At 59.9% G+C, this 17,928-nt stretch carries 15 protein-coding genes; 13 read left to right on the forward strand and 2 right to left on the reverse strand.

Features of this window, described 5'->3' with window-relative positions:
* The first annotated feature begins 164 nt into the window (after positions 1–164).
* A complete protein-coding gene (locus PA598K_RS18785; protein ID WP_128658434.1) occupies positions 165–1,442 on the forward strand; it encodes an ABC transporter substrate-binding protein in 1,278 nt (425 codons plus the stop codon).
* A 28-nt stretch (positions 1,443–1,470) separates the two neighbouring features.
* Here the strand turns inward: PA598K_RS18785 and PA598K_RS18790 are convergent, their stop codons facing one another.
* Both PA598K_RS18790 and PA598K_RS18795 read right to left on the reverse strand, forming a co-directional pair.
* Positions 1,471–2,556 (reverse strand): hypothetical protein, encoded by a 1,086-nt coding sequence (locus tag PA598K_RS18790; RefSeq protein ID WP_128658435.1) that lies wholly within the window; start codon positions 2,554–2,556, stop codon positions 1,471–1,473.
* Between the two features lie 223 nt (positions 2,557–2,779).
* Complete coding sequence (locus PA598K_RS18795; RefSeq protein WP_128658436.1) at positions 2,780–3,016, reverse strand: DUF2626 domain-containing protein; 237 nt, start codon at positions 3,014–3,016, stop codon at positions 2,780–2,782.
* Between the two features lie 306 nt (positions 3,017–3,322).
* On the opposite strand from PA598K_RS18795, the gene PA598K_RS18800 reads away from it, so the two are divergent.
* The 12 genes from PA598K_RS18800 to PA598K_RS18855 all read left to right on the forward strand — a co-directional run bounded on the left by PA598K_RS18800 (position 3,323) and on the right by PA598K_RS18855 (position 17,924).
* Positions 3,323–3,964 carry an RsfA family transcriptional regulator gene (locus PA598K_RS18800; protein WP_128658437.1) on the forward strand — a complete coding sequence of 214 codons (642 nt, stop codon included), beginning with the start codon at positions 3,323–3,325 and terminating at the stop codon, positions 3,962–3,964.
* 139 nt (positions 3,965–4,103) lie between these two features.
* Positions 4,104–5,033 (forward strand): ketopantoate reductase family protein, encoded by a 930-nt coding sequence (locus PA598K_RS18805; RefSeq protein WP_128658438.1) that lies wholly within the window; start codon positions 4,104–4,106, stop codon positions 5,031–5,033.
* Between the two features lie 18 nt (positions 5,034–5,051).
* Positions 5,052–5,450 (forward strand): DUF3397 domain-containing protein, encoded by a 399-nt coding sequence (locus PA598K_RS18810; protein ID WP_128658439.1) that lies wholly within the window; start codon positions 5,052–5,054, stop codon positions 5,448–5,450.
* Positions 5,451–5,570: 120 nt separating this feature from the next.
* Positions 5,571–7,217, forward strand: coding sequence for a bacillithiol biosynthesis cysteine-adding enzyme BshC (gene bshC, locus PA598K_RS18815; RefSeq protein ID WP_128658440.1), 1,647 nt, complete (start codon positions 5,571–5,573; stop codon positions 7,215–7,217).
* Positions 7,218–7,269: 52 nt separating this feature from the next.
* Positions 7,270–8,532 (forward strand): adenosylhomocysteinase, encoded by a 1,263-nt coding sequence (locus PA598K_RS18820; RefSeq protein WP_128658441.1) that lies wholly within the window; start codon positions 7,270–7,272, stop codon positions 8,530–8,532.
* 207 nt (positions 8,533–8,739) lie between these two features.
* Complete coding sequence (gene mraZ / locus PA598K_RS18825) at positions 8,740–9,177, forward strand: division/cell wall cluster transcriptional repressor MraZ (protein WP_128658442.1); 438 nt, start codon at positions 8,740–8,742, stop codon at positions 9,175–9,177.
* Positions 9,178–9,221: 44 nt separating this feature from the next.
* Positions 9,222–10,172, forward strand: a complete 951-nt coding sequence (rsmH, locus tag PA598K_RS18830; RefSeq protein WP_128658443.1) for a 16S rRNA (cytosine(1402)-N(4))-methyltransferase RsmH — start codon at positions 9,222–9,224, stop codon at positions 10,170–10,172.
* Between the two features lie 24 nt (positions 10,173–10,196).
* Complete coding sequence (locus tag PA598K_RS18835) at positions 10,197–10,604, forward strand: septum formation initiator family protein (protein WP_128658444.1); 408 nt, start codon at positions 10,197–10,199, stop codon at positions 10,602–10,604.
* A gap of 15 nt (positions 10,605–10,619) precedes the next feature.
* Positions 10,620–12,932 (forward strand): penicillin-binding transpeptidase domain-containing protein, encoded by a 2,313-nt coding sequence (locus PA598K_RS18840; protein ID WP_185602089.1) that lies wholly within the window; start codon positions 10,620–10,622, stop codon positions 12,930–12,932.
* A 114-nt stretch (positions 12,933–13,046) separates the two neighbouring features.
* Positions 13,047–14,987, forward strand: coding sequence for a stage V sporulation protein D (locus PA598K_RS18845; protein ID WP_128658445.1), 1,941 nt, complete (start codon positions 13,047–13,049; stop codon positions 14,985–14,987).
* Between the two features lie 40 nt (positions 14,988–15,027).
* A complete protein-coding gene (locus PA598K_RS18850; protein WP_128658446.1) occupies positions 15,028–16,521 on the forward strand; it encodes a UDP-N-acetylmuramoyl-L-alanyl-D-glutamate--2,6-diaminopimelate ligase in 1,494 nt (497 codons plus the stop codon).
* Positions 16,518–17,924, forward strand: a complete 1,407-nt coding sequence (locus PA598K_RS18855) for a UDP-N-acetylmuramoyl-tripeptide--D-alanyl-D-alanine ligase (RefSeq protein ID WP_128658447.1) — start codon at positions 16,518–16,520, stop codon at positions 17,922–17,924. Before PA598K_RS18850 ends, PA598K_RS18855 begins: the two co-directional genes overlap by 4 nt.
* Positions 17,925–17,928: the final 4 nt, after the last annotated feature.

The following is a 17,928-nucleotide window of genomic DNA, read 5'->3' on the forward strand; positions in this document are numbered from 1 at the left end:
AAGGTTGGAGGCAAGAGGAACTGAGGATCGGAGCGTAGTGGAGCTACGTGAGCACCGGAAGTTACGACTGCATCCAAGATTCGATGTCGAGTCAGCTTCTCAGAGTTACTTCGTGATCAAAAACGGATGTTTTGAACTACCTCTAAAAGGAAGGGAGCTTGTCGATGTCCCGCCGTCGCTACATCATGCTCCTCCTCGGTCTCGGAATGGTCCTCTTGATGCTGGTACCGCTCTTGATGCTGCCCGGCTCGATCAGTAAGACGACCGAAGGCAAGGAGTGGAGCTGGTCGCCTGACACCGTGCAGAGCGAAGAGCCGCGTAACAGATCGATTGATGTAATCGTTTCCATGTCTGAGATCGAGCTCGCCGAGCTCGATCAGCTGAACGATCGCTTCCAGAGCGCGCATCCGGGGGCAGAGGTGCGGATCCACAATATGCCGCGTGAGGAGCTCTACGACCGGTTGAAGCGCGAGGCCGCGCTGGACGAGCTGCCGGACATCCTGCTGCTTGAGAGCGAGTGGGTGCAGGAGTTCGCAGCGCGAGGGTATCTGGACCCGGTGGACGACCTGTACTCGGCCGAATCGCTGGCCGATCATCCGGCCTCGCTGCTGCAGCAGGTGCGGTGGAATGGCTATCTGTGGGGCGTGCCGCTCCATCCCGACCCTAATGTGATCGTATGGAGCCGGAGCTTGCTAGAAGATGCGGGAGCGAAGGAAGCGCCGACGGACTGGGAGCGTCTGTCGACGCTGATCGGCGCGACCCGCGAAGCGGCGGGAGAGGGACCAGCGCCCCTCTGGCTCGCTGGAGCGTCTAGTGGGGAGCCGCTGATGACTTGGCTGGCCGCGTTGCACACAGGCAGCGCGGCGACGGCGAGGCAAGCGTTGACCCTGCCTGACGGGTTATGGGCTTGGCTGGAGAGTGGGGTGGCGGAGGGGCGGATCGAGCTGGCCGAGTCGGACCCGCTCGCGCTGGCAGAGCTGCTGAGCTCGGGTCGGCTGCTGTCGGCTGTCATGACCTGGTCGGACTACCAGCTCGTATCGAGTCGGCTGGGCGCCGGGCAGCTGCAGCTGTCGCTGCCGGAGGGCGGTCTGTTGTCGCCTGGAGGACGGAGCTGGGTCATCGCCGACCGGTCTGCCGAGCAGGAGCTGGCTCATGACTGGGTAGCCGCTGCCGTCTCCTTGGACGCCCAGCGGGAAGCACTAGCGCGCCGGACGACGATACCGGCTCGCCTCTCGCTATATGCGGGGAGTGCCAGCGGTCAGGAGCGAACGATCCCCGTCTGGCTGGAGCAGGCGCTCTCGGTGCCTGCGCTGATGCCGTCCGGGCCTGACTGGTACGCCCGCATGGCAGCCTATGAGAGCTTGTGGCAGCGCTGGCAAGCGGGGGAGCTGACGGCAGCGGCCTATCGCGAGGGCTGGGAGGCGCGGTTGCCGAGTTCGTAGATGCGATAGCACACGGAACAGGGGCTTCTCACAGAGAGAGCCCCAGCTTGACGATCAGATAGCCGTCGCGCACCGCGACGGACTTGGCCTCTACGAGAGAGACGATCTTCTGCGGATAAAAGCCGAGATCGAACTCCTCCTCGAGTGCGCGGGAGGTCGTATCGGGCAGCGTCAGACCGTTGAAGATCAACTCGTCTACATGGAAGAGGATGACTCCTTGCGGTTGCTGCTCCAGCGTGTAATGGCCGCGGATCGCCACCTCCATCCCTTCGCGCTTGCCCTCGACGATGACCTGATCGTCCTTGAAGGCGAACGAAAAATTGGCGAACAGTTCATTTTGCTCGCGCAAAAAGGCGTTGAGCGCATCCTCGGGCAGTTCAATCGTATATTCGAGTCCCTTGAGCGACAAATACTCACTGTTCTTCTGCAGCCAGCTCGGCAGCTCGACCATCGCCGCAGCGAGCGCCCGGAAGTATTGCTTTACCTCATGCAGGCCAACGCTCTCCCAAAAGCCGGCGATCTCCTCCATCATCAGCTTGATCTGCTCGCTGTCGCTGCGTCGGCTCATCCGGCTGTCGATCTCCTCTTGCAGCGCAATCAGACGCGCCCGCTGCAGCTGCAGATTGCGATCGATCGTCTCAAGCTGCAGCTGCTCGATCTGCAGACGGCTTCGTCCGTCGGCCAGCTCGGTCTGCTCGCTCAGCAGCAGGTCCAGCGTCTGCTTGTCTCGGGAGACGATATGATCGTAATAGTCCAGCACAGCTATCAGGTCCTGCAGGCTTTTGGACGAGAAAATCGACATCAAGAATGATTGCTTCTCTCCGGTATAGTAGGCGCGCAGCACATGGCCGGCTTCTTCGCGACGGCTCTCCAGCTCGTCCGATTTGGTCGCAAGGTCGGCATCCAGGGAGCGGAGATTACGCTGCAGCGCCTCGCGTTGTGTCGCGATCCGCTCGATCTCCTTGTCGATCTCGATAACCGACAGACTTTTCTCCAGCAGCTGCCTCGTCTCTTCCTCGGCAGGCACCGCCAGCGTCGGCGAGGAGGGACTAAGTCCCAGCAGCAACAAGGAGCCTGCGGCTGCCCAGAGCAAAAGCTTCGCTTTCAAGTTCACGGACGGCTTCCCCTCCTTTGGGTGTTATAGCATCATATCATTGCCGCTGCCAGGCAAGCAATCGACCAAACGAACGATTTGTGCGAGTATCTCCTATTTAGGAATATATGCGAGAATGACGCGATCATGCGGACAACCAACCTTCTCCGAGGCCATTAAAAAAGCAGCCGGACGCTCGTCCGGCTGCTTTGGCTTCGATCATGCAATTCGCTGTTCGGTCGTATTAAAACGGCAAGCCCATCTCGAAAACGGACCAATACGTGAATCCCAAAAATGCAGTGATCATATATCCCCAGAACATCAATATGTATGTTCTCTCGGAGAAATTCAAATATCCCAACAGGACGAACGCTGCGGTCTGGGCAAAGAACAACAGCGCCATTTCATACATATGACCAGCATATGCCATCAGCCCGATCACGAGCGTCCAAAATCCAAGTACCCGAAACATACGTGCCATGCTTCAATCCCCCTTCCGTCAGTCGCATCCCAATACTAAACAACATTATACCTCGGCCCTAAGGCACTGTAAACTGAAATCGGTGACGAAATGGCAAACTTTCTGCCGCATTACCCGCTGTCCGCAACGGCTATCCACCGCAGGGTGCAGCGCTTCCTCCCGCTTATCTTGCGCATAACGGATGACTTCCATGTATGAGTGTCGGAGAAAATGGATATACATTTTAGTATCCGATAGATTCTATGAACTCTACCAAGGGCATAGAGATAAATGGAGCGCCCTTTATGTTAGGAGGTTTTGGGAAGGATGACAGCAGTAAGACAAGACGCGTGGAGCGCCGATGACGATTTGATGCTGGCGGAAGTGACGTTGCGTCACATTCGCGAGGGCAGTACCCAGCTTGCAGCCTTCGAGGAGGTCGGCGAGCGTATCGGCCGGACATCGGCTGCGTGCGGATTTCGATGGAACAGTTGCGTTCGCAAACGGCACGAGGAGGGCATCCAGCTCGCCAAGCAGCAGCGCCAAAAGCGTAATTATTTGCGGAAGCAAAGCTTCGCTAATGTCCCGCAAGTATCGGGTATCGCCTCAGCCGAAGCCGGAGAAGAAGCCGGCAGAGCGATGGGCGCCGACGACATTACGATTGAAGCGATCATTCGGTTTCTTAAAAGCTGGAAGGGTCACTATCAAGAGCTGAATCGACACGTCAAGACGCTAGAGAAGGAACTGAAAGAAAAAGATGAGGAAATCTTCGAGCTGCGAGTAAAGGCCGAGAAGCTCTCGCGAGAGGTCAACAGCGCCCAGACCGACTATCGGACAGTCAACGACGATTACAAGACGTTGATCCAGATTATGGACCGGGCCCGCAAGCTGGCGACGCTGGGCGAGGAAGAAGAAGTGAAGCCGCGCTTCAAGATGGATGCCAACGGAAACCTGGAACGTATTGAATAGCTGCAAGTCTGACAGTCGCAAGCAGTGTGCTTCGGAGCAATCCGGGCGCAGCTTGCGGCTGTTTTGGTGTGCGTGCTTAACGAATGATGCTTTGTTCTGGTAAGATAGAGCCAGCTTATACTAGAGGTGGTGGACGGGGATGAGGATATGGATCATCGGCGCCGGCGCAATCGGTATGCTCTATGCCGCCCGGCTGGCGGCTGGCGGAACGGTGGTGCGTCTCCTGACGCGGACTCCCGAGCAGGCGGAAGCGCTGCGAGTCGAAGGCATCAAGTGGAGCGGCTCGGCGGCGCATGGGCATGAAGCGGTGCAAGCATCTGCGATAGTAGAGGAACTGGAGGACTTTGGTCCCGACGCCGTGCTGCTGACAGTCAAGCAGGTCCATATCGATGACCGCATGATCCTTAAGCTGGCGAGCCTCGTACCGCAGACGGCAGACATCTACTGTCTGCAAAACGGCATCGGCCATCTGGAGCGGCTCCGCGCCGAGCTGCCGGGCCATCGCATCCTCGCGGCGGTGACGACCGACGGGGCACTGCGAGTCGGACAACGCGAGGTGCGGCATACCGGAGTGGGCGAGCTGTGGCTGGAGGAGATCCCGAGCGCGGACAGAGAGGCGGCGGAACGTCAAAAAAAGTTGCTCGTGGCGATGAAAAAGGCAGGAATTGGCGTGTTTTTGTCGAATCAAATGGAGAATCGCATGTACCGGAAATTGCTGCTCAATAGCGTCATCAATCCGCTGACAGCACTCTTCGGGGTGAAGAATGGCGAGCTTCCCGATGATCCGGAGCGGCTGGCTGTCATGCGGGCGCTTCACGAGGAAGCTGCCGCAGTCCTGCAGCGGGCGGGCTTGCCGCTGGACGGGGACGAATGGGAGCGCTTGCTGGCGTTGTGTCGGCTTACCGCCGACAATGAGTCTTCGATGCTGCGAGATGTGAGGAGCGGACGCCCTACCGAGATCGACTGGATTAACGGCGGCGTCGTTGCGCTTGCGCGGCAGCTGGGGCTCGAGACGCCGCTTAATGAGGCGATCGTGGCGCAGGTGAAGCAACAGGCAACAGATAGGTGAGAGAGGGGCGAAGCGTCAGTGGAGGTGTTGTGGGAGAGCGCCAAGCAAGTTTACGCTTTTCTGGCCGTCATACCCGTAGTGCCGTTTGTCTTGATCTATCTTGGCTATAGCGCGTATTTTGGCGACCGAAAAAAAGCTTTTCGCTTGGCGATGGACATTACGACAGCGCTGCTGATCGGCTGCGTAACCGTGCTGTTTAATCGAATCTTCGGCAGCAGCTTTGGCTTTTTCGGCATTTTGTTGCTGCTGTTGCTCGGCGCCGGGCTGCTCGGCAATTTACAATATCGCAGCAAAGGCCGCATCGATGCCAAGCGCATCTTCCGCGGCGTCTGGCGAATCGGTTTTTTCGTCATGTCGATGCTGTATATTTTGTTTATGATCATGGGGATGGGGCAGACGTTCCTGCTGGCGGGCTAGCTGGACATCTGCGGACAGCTCTTCTTTTCGAAGAAGGGTTGTTTTTGCTTTGACGGGGTCAATCAGGTTGTGTACAATCAAACCTAAGTAGCGCAATGTAATGGAGGTTAGGGGAGTGCCATGAAGACGCAAGTACACGAGAGACGGCCCGGCTCGACCTTGACCGATGCGTACGTCGGGCGCACTGACCCGAGGGTGAGGGAGTTGTTCCCTTACCATCCGCTGGAGGCGGGGGATTGGGAGCGCCGCGCCGCCCAGCTCGACGATCAGGTGGGCAACCGCGCTGACCGCGAGGGTCTCGGCCGGGCGCTGACCGCTTACAATCGCAGCCATGGCGCTTCGTCACAGACGCTGCAAGCAATCGAACGTCTGGCAGGCGGCGCGCTGGCGGTCGTCGGCGGGCAACAGGCAGGCCTGTGGGGCGGGCCGCTTATGGTCATCCACAAGGCGGTGACGATCATCGCGGCGGCCCGTGACGCCGAGCGCAGGCTCGGCCGCCCCGTCGTGCCGGTATTCTGGATCGCGGGCGAGGATCACGACTGGGAGGAAGCCTCTCACACCTACGTGCCCGAGGACGGCAAGCTGCGCAAGCTGGCGGTCGAGCGGCCAGCGGGCCCTCGTACCTCGGTCAGTCAGACGCCGCTGACGCCCGATGTGTGGGAGCAGGAGCTGGCTGAGCTGGCAGCCGTGTTGCCGGACACCGCTCGCAAGCCTGAGCTGCTGACGAAGCTGCAGTCGCTGACGGCTGGCGCGCAGACGATGTCCGATCAGCAGGCGGCGATCCTCGCCTGGCTGTTCGCCGGCGAAGGGCTCGTGCTGCTGGATGCCGACGACCCGGCGTTGCGGCAGCTGGAGGCGCCGATGCTGCAACGGATGCTGGCGGACAATGGCGAGCTGGAGGAGGCGTACACTGCGGCTGCGAGCGACGTCTCGGCCTGGGGATATGCCCTCCAGGCTGAAGCGGAGCACGGAAGCGCCAATCTGTTCTATTATAGAAAAGAGACGCTAACGCCTGAGCGTAGCGAGCGCATCAAGCTCTACCGCACCGCAGAAGGGTTCGCCGATCGGCGCGGATTGATTCGGCTGACGGCGGACGAGGCGCTGGCTCAAGCAGCGGACGCGCCGGAGCGCTTCAGTAATAATGTGCTCAGTCGGCCGATCATGCAGGACTATCTGCTGCCGGTGCTGGCTGCCGTGCTCGGTCCCGGCGAGATCGCATACTGGGGCATCATCGGCCGGGCGTTCCGGCTGATGGGCATGGAGATGCCGATCGTCCTGCCCCGGATGTCCTTCACGCTGATCGATGAGACCAGCGCCAAGCATCTGGAGAAGTACGACCTGACACTGGACGATATCATTGATCGTTTCGAGGCGCGGCGCGACGACTGGCTGGCAGAGCAGGACGAAGGGTGGCTCGAGGCGCGCTTCGAGGAGACGAAGCGGCAGTTGCTCGCGCTCTACGAGCCGCTGCTTGGCGAGGTGACAGAGCGGATGCCGGGGCTCGCGGGGCTCGCCGCCAAAAACCGCGAGTTGTTGGGCGAGCAGGTTGAATTTATGCGCCGGCGGGTGCTGGCCGAGCTGGAGCGACGCCACGAGGTGGCGCTGCGGCAGCTGGATCGCCTGCGGTTGATGCTGCATCCCGGGGCGCCGCAGGAGAGGGTGCTCAACTTTGCTCCCTATTGGTCGAGATACGGCGATGAGTGGCTGCGGCAGCTGTTGGCCGTGCCGTACGATCCGAGCGGCAGACATCGGCTAGTCTATCTCTAAGATTGGTTTTCCGAACCGATATTTTGATCTGACAAATGGAGGAATCATCTAAATGAGTGTTAAGGAAAAAAGCATCGTCCGCGACCTGGCGTTGGCGCCTGAAGGTCATCTGAAAATCGAATGGGTCAAAGCGCATATGCCGGTGCTGAACCGGATCCGCGAGCAATTCGAGCAAGAGCAGCCGTTCAAAGGGCTGAAGGTTGCCATCTCTCTTCATCTGGAAGCGAAGACCGCTTATCTGGCCAAGGTGATCCAAGCTGGCGGCGCCGAGGTGACGATTACGGGCAGCAACCCGCTGTCGACGCAGGATGACGTATGTGCGGCACTGGTTGAAGACGGCATCACCGTATTCGCCAAGTACAATCCCGACCCAGTCGAGTACAAGGAGCTGATGGTCAAGGCGCTGGAGTCGAAGCCGGACCTGATCATCGATGACGGCGGCGATCTGGTGACGATCCTGCACTCCGAGCGTCCCGATCTGCTCGCGGGCGTGCGCGGCGGCGCCGAGGAGACGACAACCGGCATCCTGCGCTTGAAGGCGCTGGAGAAAGAGGGAGAGCTGAAGTTCCCTGTCGTCGCGGTCAACGATGCCTTCTGCAAATACTTGTTCGATAATCGCTATGGCACCGGACAGTCGGTCTGGGACGGCATCAACCGGACGACCAATCTGGTCGTGGCAGGCAAGACAGTCGTCGTCGTCGGCTATGGCTGGTGCGGCAAAGGCGTCGCGATGCGCGCCAAAGGGCTGGGCGCTAATGTCATCGTCACGGAAATCGACGCCATCAAAGCGGTAGAGGCTTATATGGACGGCTTTGCGGTCATGCCGATGCTCGAGGCCGCCAAGCTTGGCGACTTCTTCGTCACGGTAACCGGCAATCGCGATGTCATCCGCGGCGAGCACTATGAAGTGATGAAGGATGGGGCGATCCTCTCCAACGCCGGCCACTTCGATATCGAGGTCAACAAGCCGGAGCTGGAGGCGCTCAGCACGGGCAAGCGGACGGTTCGCCGCAACATCGAGGAATATCAGCTTAAGGATGGACGCAGCATCTATCTGCTCGCAGAGGGCCGACTGGTCAACCTGGCGGCGGGCGACGGACACCCGGCGGAGATTATGGATATGACCTTCGCGCTGCAGGCGATGTCGCTCAAATATGTCAACGAGCAATATGAGTCGATCGGCAGCAAGGTGCTTAATGTGCCGTACGAGCTGGATGAGCAGGTGGCCCGTTACAAGCTCGAATCGCTTGGCACCGGCATCGATCGAATCAGCGACGAGCAGCGTTCCTACCTTGATAGCTGGACTGAACACTAAACTCAAGATTTTCGCATCTCTCCTTCGGAGGGATGCTTTTTTTTTGCCTTGTCATCGGAAGATTAGAAATCGTTCATGAGACGAAGATTTCGACATTTTGCAGGAGGGGGAAGAAGGAGTTTTAGCCTGCGTGGCGAATAATTTCAAAAGCGGTGGTGCAAAGTGGGGGAAAGTGGTGTAAAAGGGTAGAGGGGTGGGACGGCCGTTATGTTTATGGGTGAGCATCAACACAGCATCGACGATAAAGGCCGCATCATCATCCCCGCTAAGTTCCGCGAGGAGCTTGGACCCCAGTTTGTCGTCACTCGTGGTTTGGACAATTGCTTGTTCGTCTATCCGGAGAGCGAATGGAAGGTACTCGAGCAGAAACTGAAAAGCCTGCCCTTGATGAAGTCCGACGCGCGCGCGTTTACCCGGTTTTTCTTCTCCGGGGCGACCGAATGCGAGCTGGACAAGCAGGGAAGAGTAAATGTACCTGCCAATTTGCGGGAATATGCCAAGCTGGACAAGGAATGCATCGTCCTGGGTGTGACCAACCGGGTAGAGATTTGGAGCAAGGCGATTTGGGAAGGTTACTTCCAGCAATCTGAAGAGACTTTTAACGAAATTGCCGAGAAGCTGGTCGATCTGGATTTCAACTTCTAAATGTTGCAACAGGAATAGCATCACGATAGCAGGAGGATTAAAGCGTGTTTGATCACATTACCGTACTGAAAGAAGAAGCGGTGGACGGCTTGAACATCAAGCCAGACGGCATCTATGTGGACTGCACGCTTGGCGGTGCGGGTCACAGCGAGCTGATCGCATCGCGGCTAGGCCCTGGGGGCCTGCTGATCGCGCTGGACCAGGACGACTGGGCGCTCGATCATGCGCGCAAGCGATTGGCCCCATACATAGAGCGAGTAAGACTGGTGAGGAGCAACTTTAGATATCTCGAGGATGTGTTGCGCGACCAAGACGTGCCGCAGACCGAAGGCGTGCCTCAGGTGGACGGCATCCTGTTTGACCTCGGGGTATCGAGCCCGCAGCTCGACGAGGCGGAGCGGGGGTTCAGCTACAATCACGACGCGCCGCTCGATATGCGGATGGATCGGAAGGGCGAGCTGACCGCCGACGAGATCGTCAACACTTGGGATGAGCGCGAGCTCTCGCGTATCCTCTCGACCTACGGCGAAGAGCGATTCGCCCGTCAGATCGCCCGCCAGATCGGCAAGGCCCGGGCAGAGCGGCCAATCGCCACGACCGGCGAGCTGGTCGAGTTGATCAAGCAGGGCATCCCGGCAGCGACCCGTCGCACGGGGCCGCATCCGGCCAAGCGGACGTTCCAGGCGCTGCGGATCGCCGTCAACGACGAGCTTGGCGCCGAGGAGCATGCGCTCCATCAGGCGGTGCGCTGTCTGGCGCCTGGCGGACGGGCGTCGGTCATTACGTTCCATTCCCTGGAGGACCGGATCTGCAAGCAGACGTTTGCCCAGTACCTCAGGCAATGTACGTGTCCGCCGGACTTTCCGATGTGCGTATGCGGGACCAAGGGCATCCTGAAGCTGGTCAACCGCAAGCCCATCGTGCCCGGAGAGCAGGAACTCGAGCACAATCCGCGTGCCCGCTCAGCCAAGCTGCGCATTGCGGAGAAACTATAGACAATAGCGAAGGGAGTCGCAAACATGGCCTATATGCACGGCAATTTGGCGGTCCAACCGAAGAAACGCCCCGAGGAACAACAACAGCAGCAACGTTACAAAGAAACCCGACATGTAGTCGTCCGCCGTAAATCGTTGCCGGTTCAGGAGAAGATGCTCTACTTGCTGACCATCGTCGCCTGCGTCATCGTCGCGTGCATCGTCATCTTCCGCTATGCCGAGGTGTACCAGACAAACCTCAAGGTTCAGCAGATGACGCGCGAGTACGAAACGATGAATGTCGAAATTCGGGAAATGCAGCGCAAGGTGGAGCAGCTGAGCTCGCCTGAGCTCATCCGCAAGAAAGCCATGGAGCTAGGAATGGTGCAGTCGGATCAACGGATCTCGCTGCAGGTTGGCGAGACGGCCAGCCGCGTCGCGTTCAGGGAGTAAAGGGGGTTTTCAACCATGACGAGACGGATAAAACTTCGCGCAATACTGGTCGGAGGGCTCATAACCCTCCTTTTTGTTGTCCTGGTGGGTCGAATCTACTTCGTACAAGTCGTGCACGGCGATCGTTATCTCGCGCTGGCCAAAAATGTCTGGTCGGCCTCCAAGGTCATTAATCCAGTACGCGGCAATATCACCGATCGCAACGGCAATATTTTGGCGATGGACGCTGCAGCCTACACGGTCGCAGTCAATCCGGAGGTGATCCATAAGCTGAAGCTGGAGGATCGAATCGCCGATGGCTTGCATGAGCTGCTGGGCACGCCGCGAGAGCGGCTGATGAGCGATGTGACCGCCAAAAAGGAGAGCGGCGAATTCCTCGTCAACCGCGAGGTGCGCAGCGGCGGCTGGAAAATCGACAAGGATCTGGCCGACAAGGTGAGCGAATTCCGCAATAAGCTGCGCGAGGAGACGGACCAGGACGAGGTCGGCATTTACTTGATGGAGGATCAGAAGCGGTACTATCCGCGCGACACGCTAGCGTCTCACTTGCTCGGCTACATCGAAAAAAATGAAGGCAAAGCCGTCTATGGACTGGAGCGCTTCTACGATGAAAAGTTGCGCGGGACGAAGGGCTCGCTGAAGTACGAAAAGGACGGCAAGCGCGTCCAGCTCGTGGAGGGAGAAGTAGAGTACACGCCAGCCCATGATGGAAATAATTTGACGTTGACAATCGATACCGAAATACAGTCCTATATTGAAGAGGCGATCAAGAAGGCGAGCAAGGCGTACAATCCGAAGAGCATCACGGCAATCGCCGCCGATCCCAACACGATGGAGATCCTCGGACTGGCCAGTTATCCGAATTATAATCCCAATGCTTACTGGGAGACGAAGGAACAAGGGAATTTCTACAATCATAGCGTAGGACAGCTGTTCGAGCCGGGGTCGACATTCAAAATCCTTACGCTGGCAGCGGCGGTCGAAGAAAATCAATTTAATCCGTACGATACGTACATGTCCGGCTCGATCATGGTCGGCAAGACGCGGATCCGCGACCATAACGGCGGCATAGGCTGGGGCAAGATCTCCTATCTCGACGGGCTGAAGCACTCCAGTAACGTTGCCTTCGTCAAGATGGGGGCCGAGCGGCTGGGTGCGGAGAAGCTGAATACGTACATTACGAACTTTGGCTTCGGCACGACGACAGGCATCGATCTGCCGGGGGAAGTGGCGGGTCTGGTGAACTTCAACTGGAACCGGCCGACCGAGGTGGCGACGGCGACGTTCGGCCAGGGGGTGCTGCAGGTGACGCCGATCCAGCAGCTGACGGCGGTCGCAGCCGTCGCCAATGGCGGCAACCTGATGCAGCCGCATCTGGTGAAGCGCATCGAGGATCCGACGACCGGCGCGGTAACCGTCGTCGAGCCAAAGCTGGTGCGGCAGGTCATCTCCAAGGAGACGTCGGCCAAGGTGGGCGATTACCTCGAGCAGGTGGTCTCGGATCAAAGCATCGGCACGGGTAAAAACGCCTATATCGAGGGTTATCGCGTAGCAGGCAAGACAGGCACAGCCCAAAAAGCCGCCGGCGGCGGTCAAAAAGGGTATTCGAACAAAAAGTATCTGGTGTCGTTTATCGGCTACGCGCCGGTAGAGGACCCGAAGATCGTCGTCTATGTGGTCGTCGATGAGCCAAACGACCCGTATGCGGGCGGCGGCACGGTGGCCGCACCGGTATTCCGCGAGATCGTCCAGCAGAGTCTGAACTATATGGGCGTCGCCCCATCGATAACGGACGGTCAGGTGAAGGAGATCAACGGCCTGCAGACGACGATCATCGATGTGCCGGAGCTGGAGGAGCTGCAGATCGCACAGGCGCAAAGCGAGCTCAAGGCCCGCGGCTTAAGCTACGAGCTGCTCGGCACCGGCACGAAGGTGGTCAAGCAAATTCCGAAGGCGGGCACCTCGGTGCCTTCCTCCCAACGGGTCTATCTGCTCACCGAGGAGCGAAGTAAGCTCACCATACCGAACATGAGGGGGCTGTCGCTTCGGGATGCGCTGGAGGTCTGCTCGTTGCTCGACATCCGCTGCGTCTCCGAGGGCGAAGGTTATGTCATCGAGCAGATGAAGGCAAAGCTTGACGGCGAGGATGTCATCAAGCTGATGCTGCAACCTCCGTATGAGCCGGAGGAGAGCGACCCGCCTGCCGATACGGATGGGGCCGACGAGACCGAGGTCGACAACAACGAGGCAAACGATGATGCCGACGGTGCAGAGCCACAAGCAGAGGACGACCCATCGGACGGGTCGGACCCGGCGGGACAGGAATAGCTTGTTCTATCGACGTATCGCTACGAATAGGCTGAAACAGAGGGCCGTCTACGGCTAGGGCGTGTTTGCATGCCTTAGGAGGCGGCAGGCTGTGCCGATTCGGAGGGGATACGTATGAAAATATCCAATGTAACGGTAAGACGCAGATTGCTGGTCGTCATGCTGCTGGCGATCGCGGGCTTCGCGGCGCTGAGCGTGCGTCTGGCCTATGTGCAGCTTGTGCAAGGCGGCGAGCTGGCGGACAAGGCGGAGGATTCGTGGCGGCGCAACATCCCGTTCTCGGCCAAGCGCGGCGAGATCCTCGATCGCAACGGGATCCAGCTCGCCTATAATATCAGTTCGCCGACGGTGATGGCGATCCCGGCTCAGGTGAAGGACGCGCCCCGGACGGCCAGAGAGCTGTCGCTGCATATGGACATGAGCGCCGAGCGGATCGAGCAACTGATCACCAAGCGCGAGCTGATCGTCAAGCTGCAGCCGGGCGGTCGCAAGATTACGCCGGAAAAGGCGCAGGAGATCCGCAATCTGTCGCTGCCAGGCATCGTCGTCGCCGAGGACAACAAGCGATACTATCCGTTCGGTACTTTGGCAGCCCATGTACTCGGCTTCACCGGCATCGACAACCAGGGGCTGACGGGCGTCGAGCTGACGTACGACCAGCGGCTCAGCGGTCTCAACGGCAGCATCTCGTTCCTGTCGGATGCGGCGGGGCGGCTGATGCCGGGATCGTCGGATACGTTCAATCAGCCGCGCGACGGGCTGAGCCTGCAGTTGACGATAGACAAGCAGATCCAGACGATCATGGAGCGGGAGCTGGAGCAGGCGATGCTGCAGCACCAGCCCGACAGCATCCTGGCGATCGCGATGGATCCAGCGACCGGCGAGATCCTCGGCATGGCGAGCCATCCGACGTATCAACCGGACTTATATCGGGAGGTCCCGAGCGAAGTATATAATCGCAACCTGCCGATCTGGATGACGTACGAGCCCGGATCGACGTTCAAGATCATCACGCTGTCGGCGGCGCTGGAGGAAGGCAAGGTGGACTTGCACAACGAGCGTTTTTTCGATCCCGGCTCGATCGAGGTCGGCGGCGCCAGGCTGCGTTGCTGGAAGCGCGGCGGGCACGGCTCGCAGACGTTCCTGGAGGTCGTGGAGAACTCCTGCAACCCCGGCTTCGTCACGTTGGGACAACGTCTGGGCAAGGAGAAGCTGTTCGACTATATCCGCGACTTTGGCTTTGGGAAGAAGACAGGCATCGATATGGGCGGTGAGGAGAACGGCATCCTGTTCAAGCTTGACCGCGTCGGTCCGGTGGAGCTGGCGACGACGGCATTCGGGCAAGGGGTGTCGGTGACGCCGATCCAGCAGATCACGGCGGTGTCGGCAGCGATTAACGGCGGCACGCTGTACAAGCCGCATGTCGCCAAGGCATGGATCGATCCGGTATCGGGGATGACGGTCGAGGAGCTCGAGCCCGAGCCGGTGCGCCGGGTCATCTCTGAGGAGACGTCCCGGCAGGTAAGGGAGGCGCTCGAGAGCGTCGTCGCCAAAGGCACCGGCGGCAATGCCTTCATCGACGGCTATCGCGTCGGCGGCAAGACGGGCACGGCGCAGAAGGTCATCAACGGGCGGTATTCGCCCAATGAGCATATCGTCTCCTTTATCGGCTTTGCGCCGGCGGACGATCCGAAGATCGTCGTCTACGTCGCTGTCGACAACCCGCAGGGCATCCAGTTCGGCGGCGTCGTGGCGGCCCCGATCGTCCGCAACATTATGGCCGATTCGCTCGTGCACATGGGCGTCGAGCCACGTCAGGATCAGATCGGCAAGGAATACAAGCTGAATGAGACGCCCATCGTCCAGGTCCCGAATCTGGTCGGCAAAACGGTGTCGGAGCTGTACGAGGATCTCAATATGAACTTCAACCTGGCGACGGCCGGCACCGGCAAGGTCGTCATCCGGCAGGCGCCGGAGGCGGGCAGTCGCGTAGAGCGAGGCTCGACGATCAGAGTCTACCTGGGCGCGGAATCGGACGAGGAACATGAACATTGATGAAGATGGAAATAATAACCGATAGAGAGGGATGAAGCGTATGCGAATGGATGAACTGGCGTCTCTGCTATTAACCTCCAAGTGGCATGGCAGCAGCGGCGCAGAGGTGGAGATCGGCGGTATCCGGATCGACTCCAGGAAGGTCGTGCCGGGCGACCTGTTCATCTGTCTGCCCGGACATACGGTAGACGGACATGACTATGCGGCGCAGGCTGCGGAGCGAGGAGCGGCGGCGCTCGTCGTCCAGCGCCCGCTGCCCGTAGCTCTGCCTCAGCTTATCGTCAAGGACAGCCGACTGGCGATGGCGATCCTCGGCAGCCACTACTACGGGTATCCGAGCGAGCGGCTGCGGATGATCGGCATCACCGGCACCAACGGCAAGACGACAACCACTTATCTGATCGAGCGTCTGCTCGCGGACGCCGGCAGACCTGCCGGCGTCATCGGCACGATCGAGATGCGTTATGCCGGACGCTCCTTGCCGATGTCGGGGACGACGCCGGAGTCGTTGGACCTGCAGCAGGCGCTGGCGGATATGGCGGCCACGGATACGGCGTATTGCGTCATGGAGGTATCTTCGCACGCGCTAGAGCAAGGGCGGGTCAAGGGCATCCGGTACCGCAGCGCTGTCTTCACCAACCTGACGCAGGATCATCTCGATTATCATCAGACGATGGACAACTATGCGGCGGCCAAAAGCTTGCTGTTCTCCAGACTAGGCAATGCCTATGCGCCCGAGTCGTCGGAGAGGAGCTACAGCATCATCAATGCGGACGATCCGTATGGCGTGCAGCTGGCCAAAGCATCGGCCGCCGAGGTGATCACCTACGGGATCGAAGCGGAGGCGGATGTGCGGGCATCGAACATCGCGATCTCGGCGCGCGGCACTTCGTTCCACCTGGAGACGTTCCGTGGCGGGCTTGATGTGCAGCTGCGGCTGGTCGGCAAGTTCAACGTCGCCAATGCGCTCGCAGCCGTCGCCACAGGCTTGGCAGAGGGGCTGGAGCTGACGCAGATCCGCGACAGCCTGGAGCAGATCGCCGGCGTGCCGGGCAGGGTGGAGGCAGTCGATGCGGGGCAGGACTATGCGGTCATCGTCGACTACGCGCATACGCCGGATGGCCTCGACAATGTGCTCAAGGCGGTCAAGGAGATCGCTGCGGGGCGCGTCATCTGCGTATTCGGCTGCGGCGGAGACCGGGATCGCACGAAGCGTCCGATCATGGGGCGGATCGCCGCCAGTCATGCGGATTATATGCTGATCACGTCGGATAATCCGCGCAGCGAGGACCCGGAGCGGATCCTGCGGGATATCGAGGCGGGGCTGCTCGCCGACGAGGTGCCTCCATCGCGATATGCGCTGGAGGTCGATCGACGCGAGGCGATCAAAAAAGCGGTTGAAATGGCAAGCTCTGACGATGTAGTATTGATTGCGGGGAAAGGTCATGAAACCTATCAGATCATCGGATCGAGGACGTTTGACTTCGATGACCGACAGATCGCCGAGCAACTAATAAGGAGCCAAATGCCGTGATACATAAAACGATCGCCGAGCTGGCCGCCCTCTGCGGAGGCCAGCTCGCAGCTGAAAATAAAGATGCCGGAAGCGCAAGCTTCACAGGCGTCAGCAAGGATACGCGCACGATCTCCCCGGGTCAGCTGTATGTGCCGCTGGTCGGTGACCGGTATGACGGTCATGCTTATGCTGTGGTCGCTCGCGAGCGGGGCGCTGCCGCAGCGCTATGGCAAGCGGACCGGGAGCGTCCGGCCGAGCTCGAGGGCTGGCCGATCGTGCTGGTGGACGATACGCTGGCGGCGCTGCAGCGCCTGGCCGCAGCCTACCGCAAGGAGCTGCCCGTCAAGATTGTCGGCATCACCGGCAGCAACGGCAAGACGACGACCAAGGATATGGTGGCAGCCGCGCTGGCCACCGTTTTTCGTGTCCATAAGACGGCTGGCAATCTGAACAACCATATAGGCCTGCCGATGACGGTGTTGGAGATGGACGCCACCGTCGAAGCGGCGGTGCTGGAGATGGGGATGAGCGGCTACGGCGAGATCCAGCTGCTCTCCGAGATCGCCTCTCCTGACGCGGCGATCATCACCAACATCGGCGATGCGCATATGCAGCAGCTCGGCTCGCGCGAGGGGATCGCCCGGGCGAAGCTGGAGATCGCCGCAGGGCTGCGCCCAGGCGGGCTGCTGGTGTTGAACGGCGACGAGCCGCTGCTCGACCCGGAGGTCCTCGCGCTGCCGGAGGGCGTGCGGGTGCTGCGATTCGGACAGCAGCCGCACAATGACTGGATCATGGAGCCGCAGCGGATGGACGCCCGGGCCTCGCAGCTCTGTCTGCGCGGCCCAGGCGATACAGAGCTGCAACTAACCGTGCCCGCGGCAGGCGTGCACAATATGATGAATGCCGCAGCAGCCGTAGCTATCGCATTGGCGCTTGGGGTATCGGCGGAGCAGATCACGGCCGGGCTCGCGGGCCTGCAACTGAGTGCGATGCGCATCGAGCGCAGTGAAGCGTTCAACGGAGCGATCGTGCTCAATGACGCCTTTAATGCGAACCCTACCGCGATGCGCGCGGCCGTCGACCTGGTGGAGCAACTGCAAGGCTATGGCCGTCGCTGGCTCGTGCTAGGCGATATGCTGGAGCTGGGCGAGCAGGAGGTGGAGATGCACCGTGATGTCGGCCGTTACATTACGCCTGCCAAAGCGGAGCGTGTGCTCACGTTCGGAAGGCTGGGAGCGTACATCGCGGAGGGTGCGGCTCAGGCCTACGGGGGCGCGGTGGAGGCCGTGCGGGCATTCGATACGAAGCAGGCGCTGATTGAGTGGCTGCGCGACCGACTGGACCCCGAGGATCTCGTGCTCGTCAAGGGTTCTCGGGGGACGCGCATGGAAGAGATCGTACAGGCGATACAACATCGATGAAGGG

This window comes from Paenibacillus sp. 598K (genome assembly GCF_003851045.1).
Taxonomy (GTDB): domain Bacteria; phylum Bacillota; class Bacilli; order Paenibacillales; family Paenibacillaceae; genus Paenibacillus_D.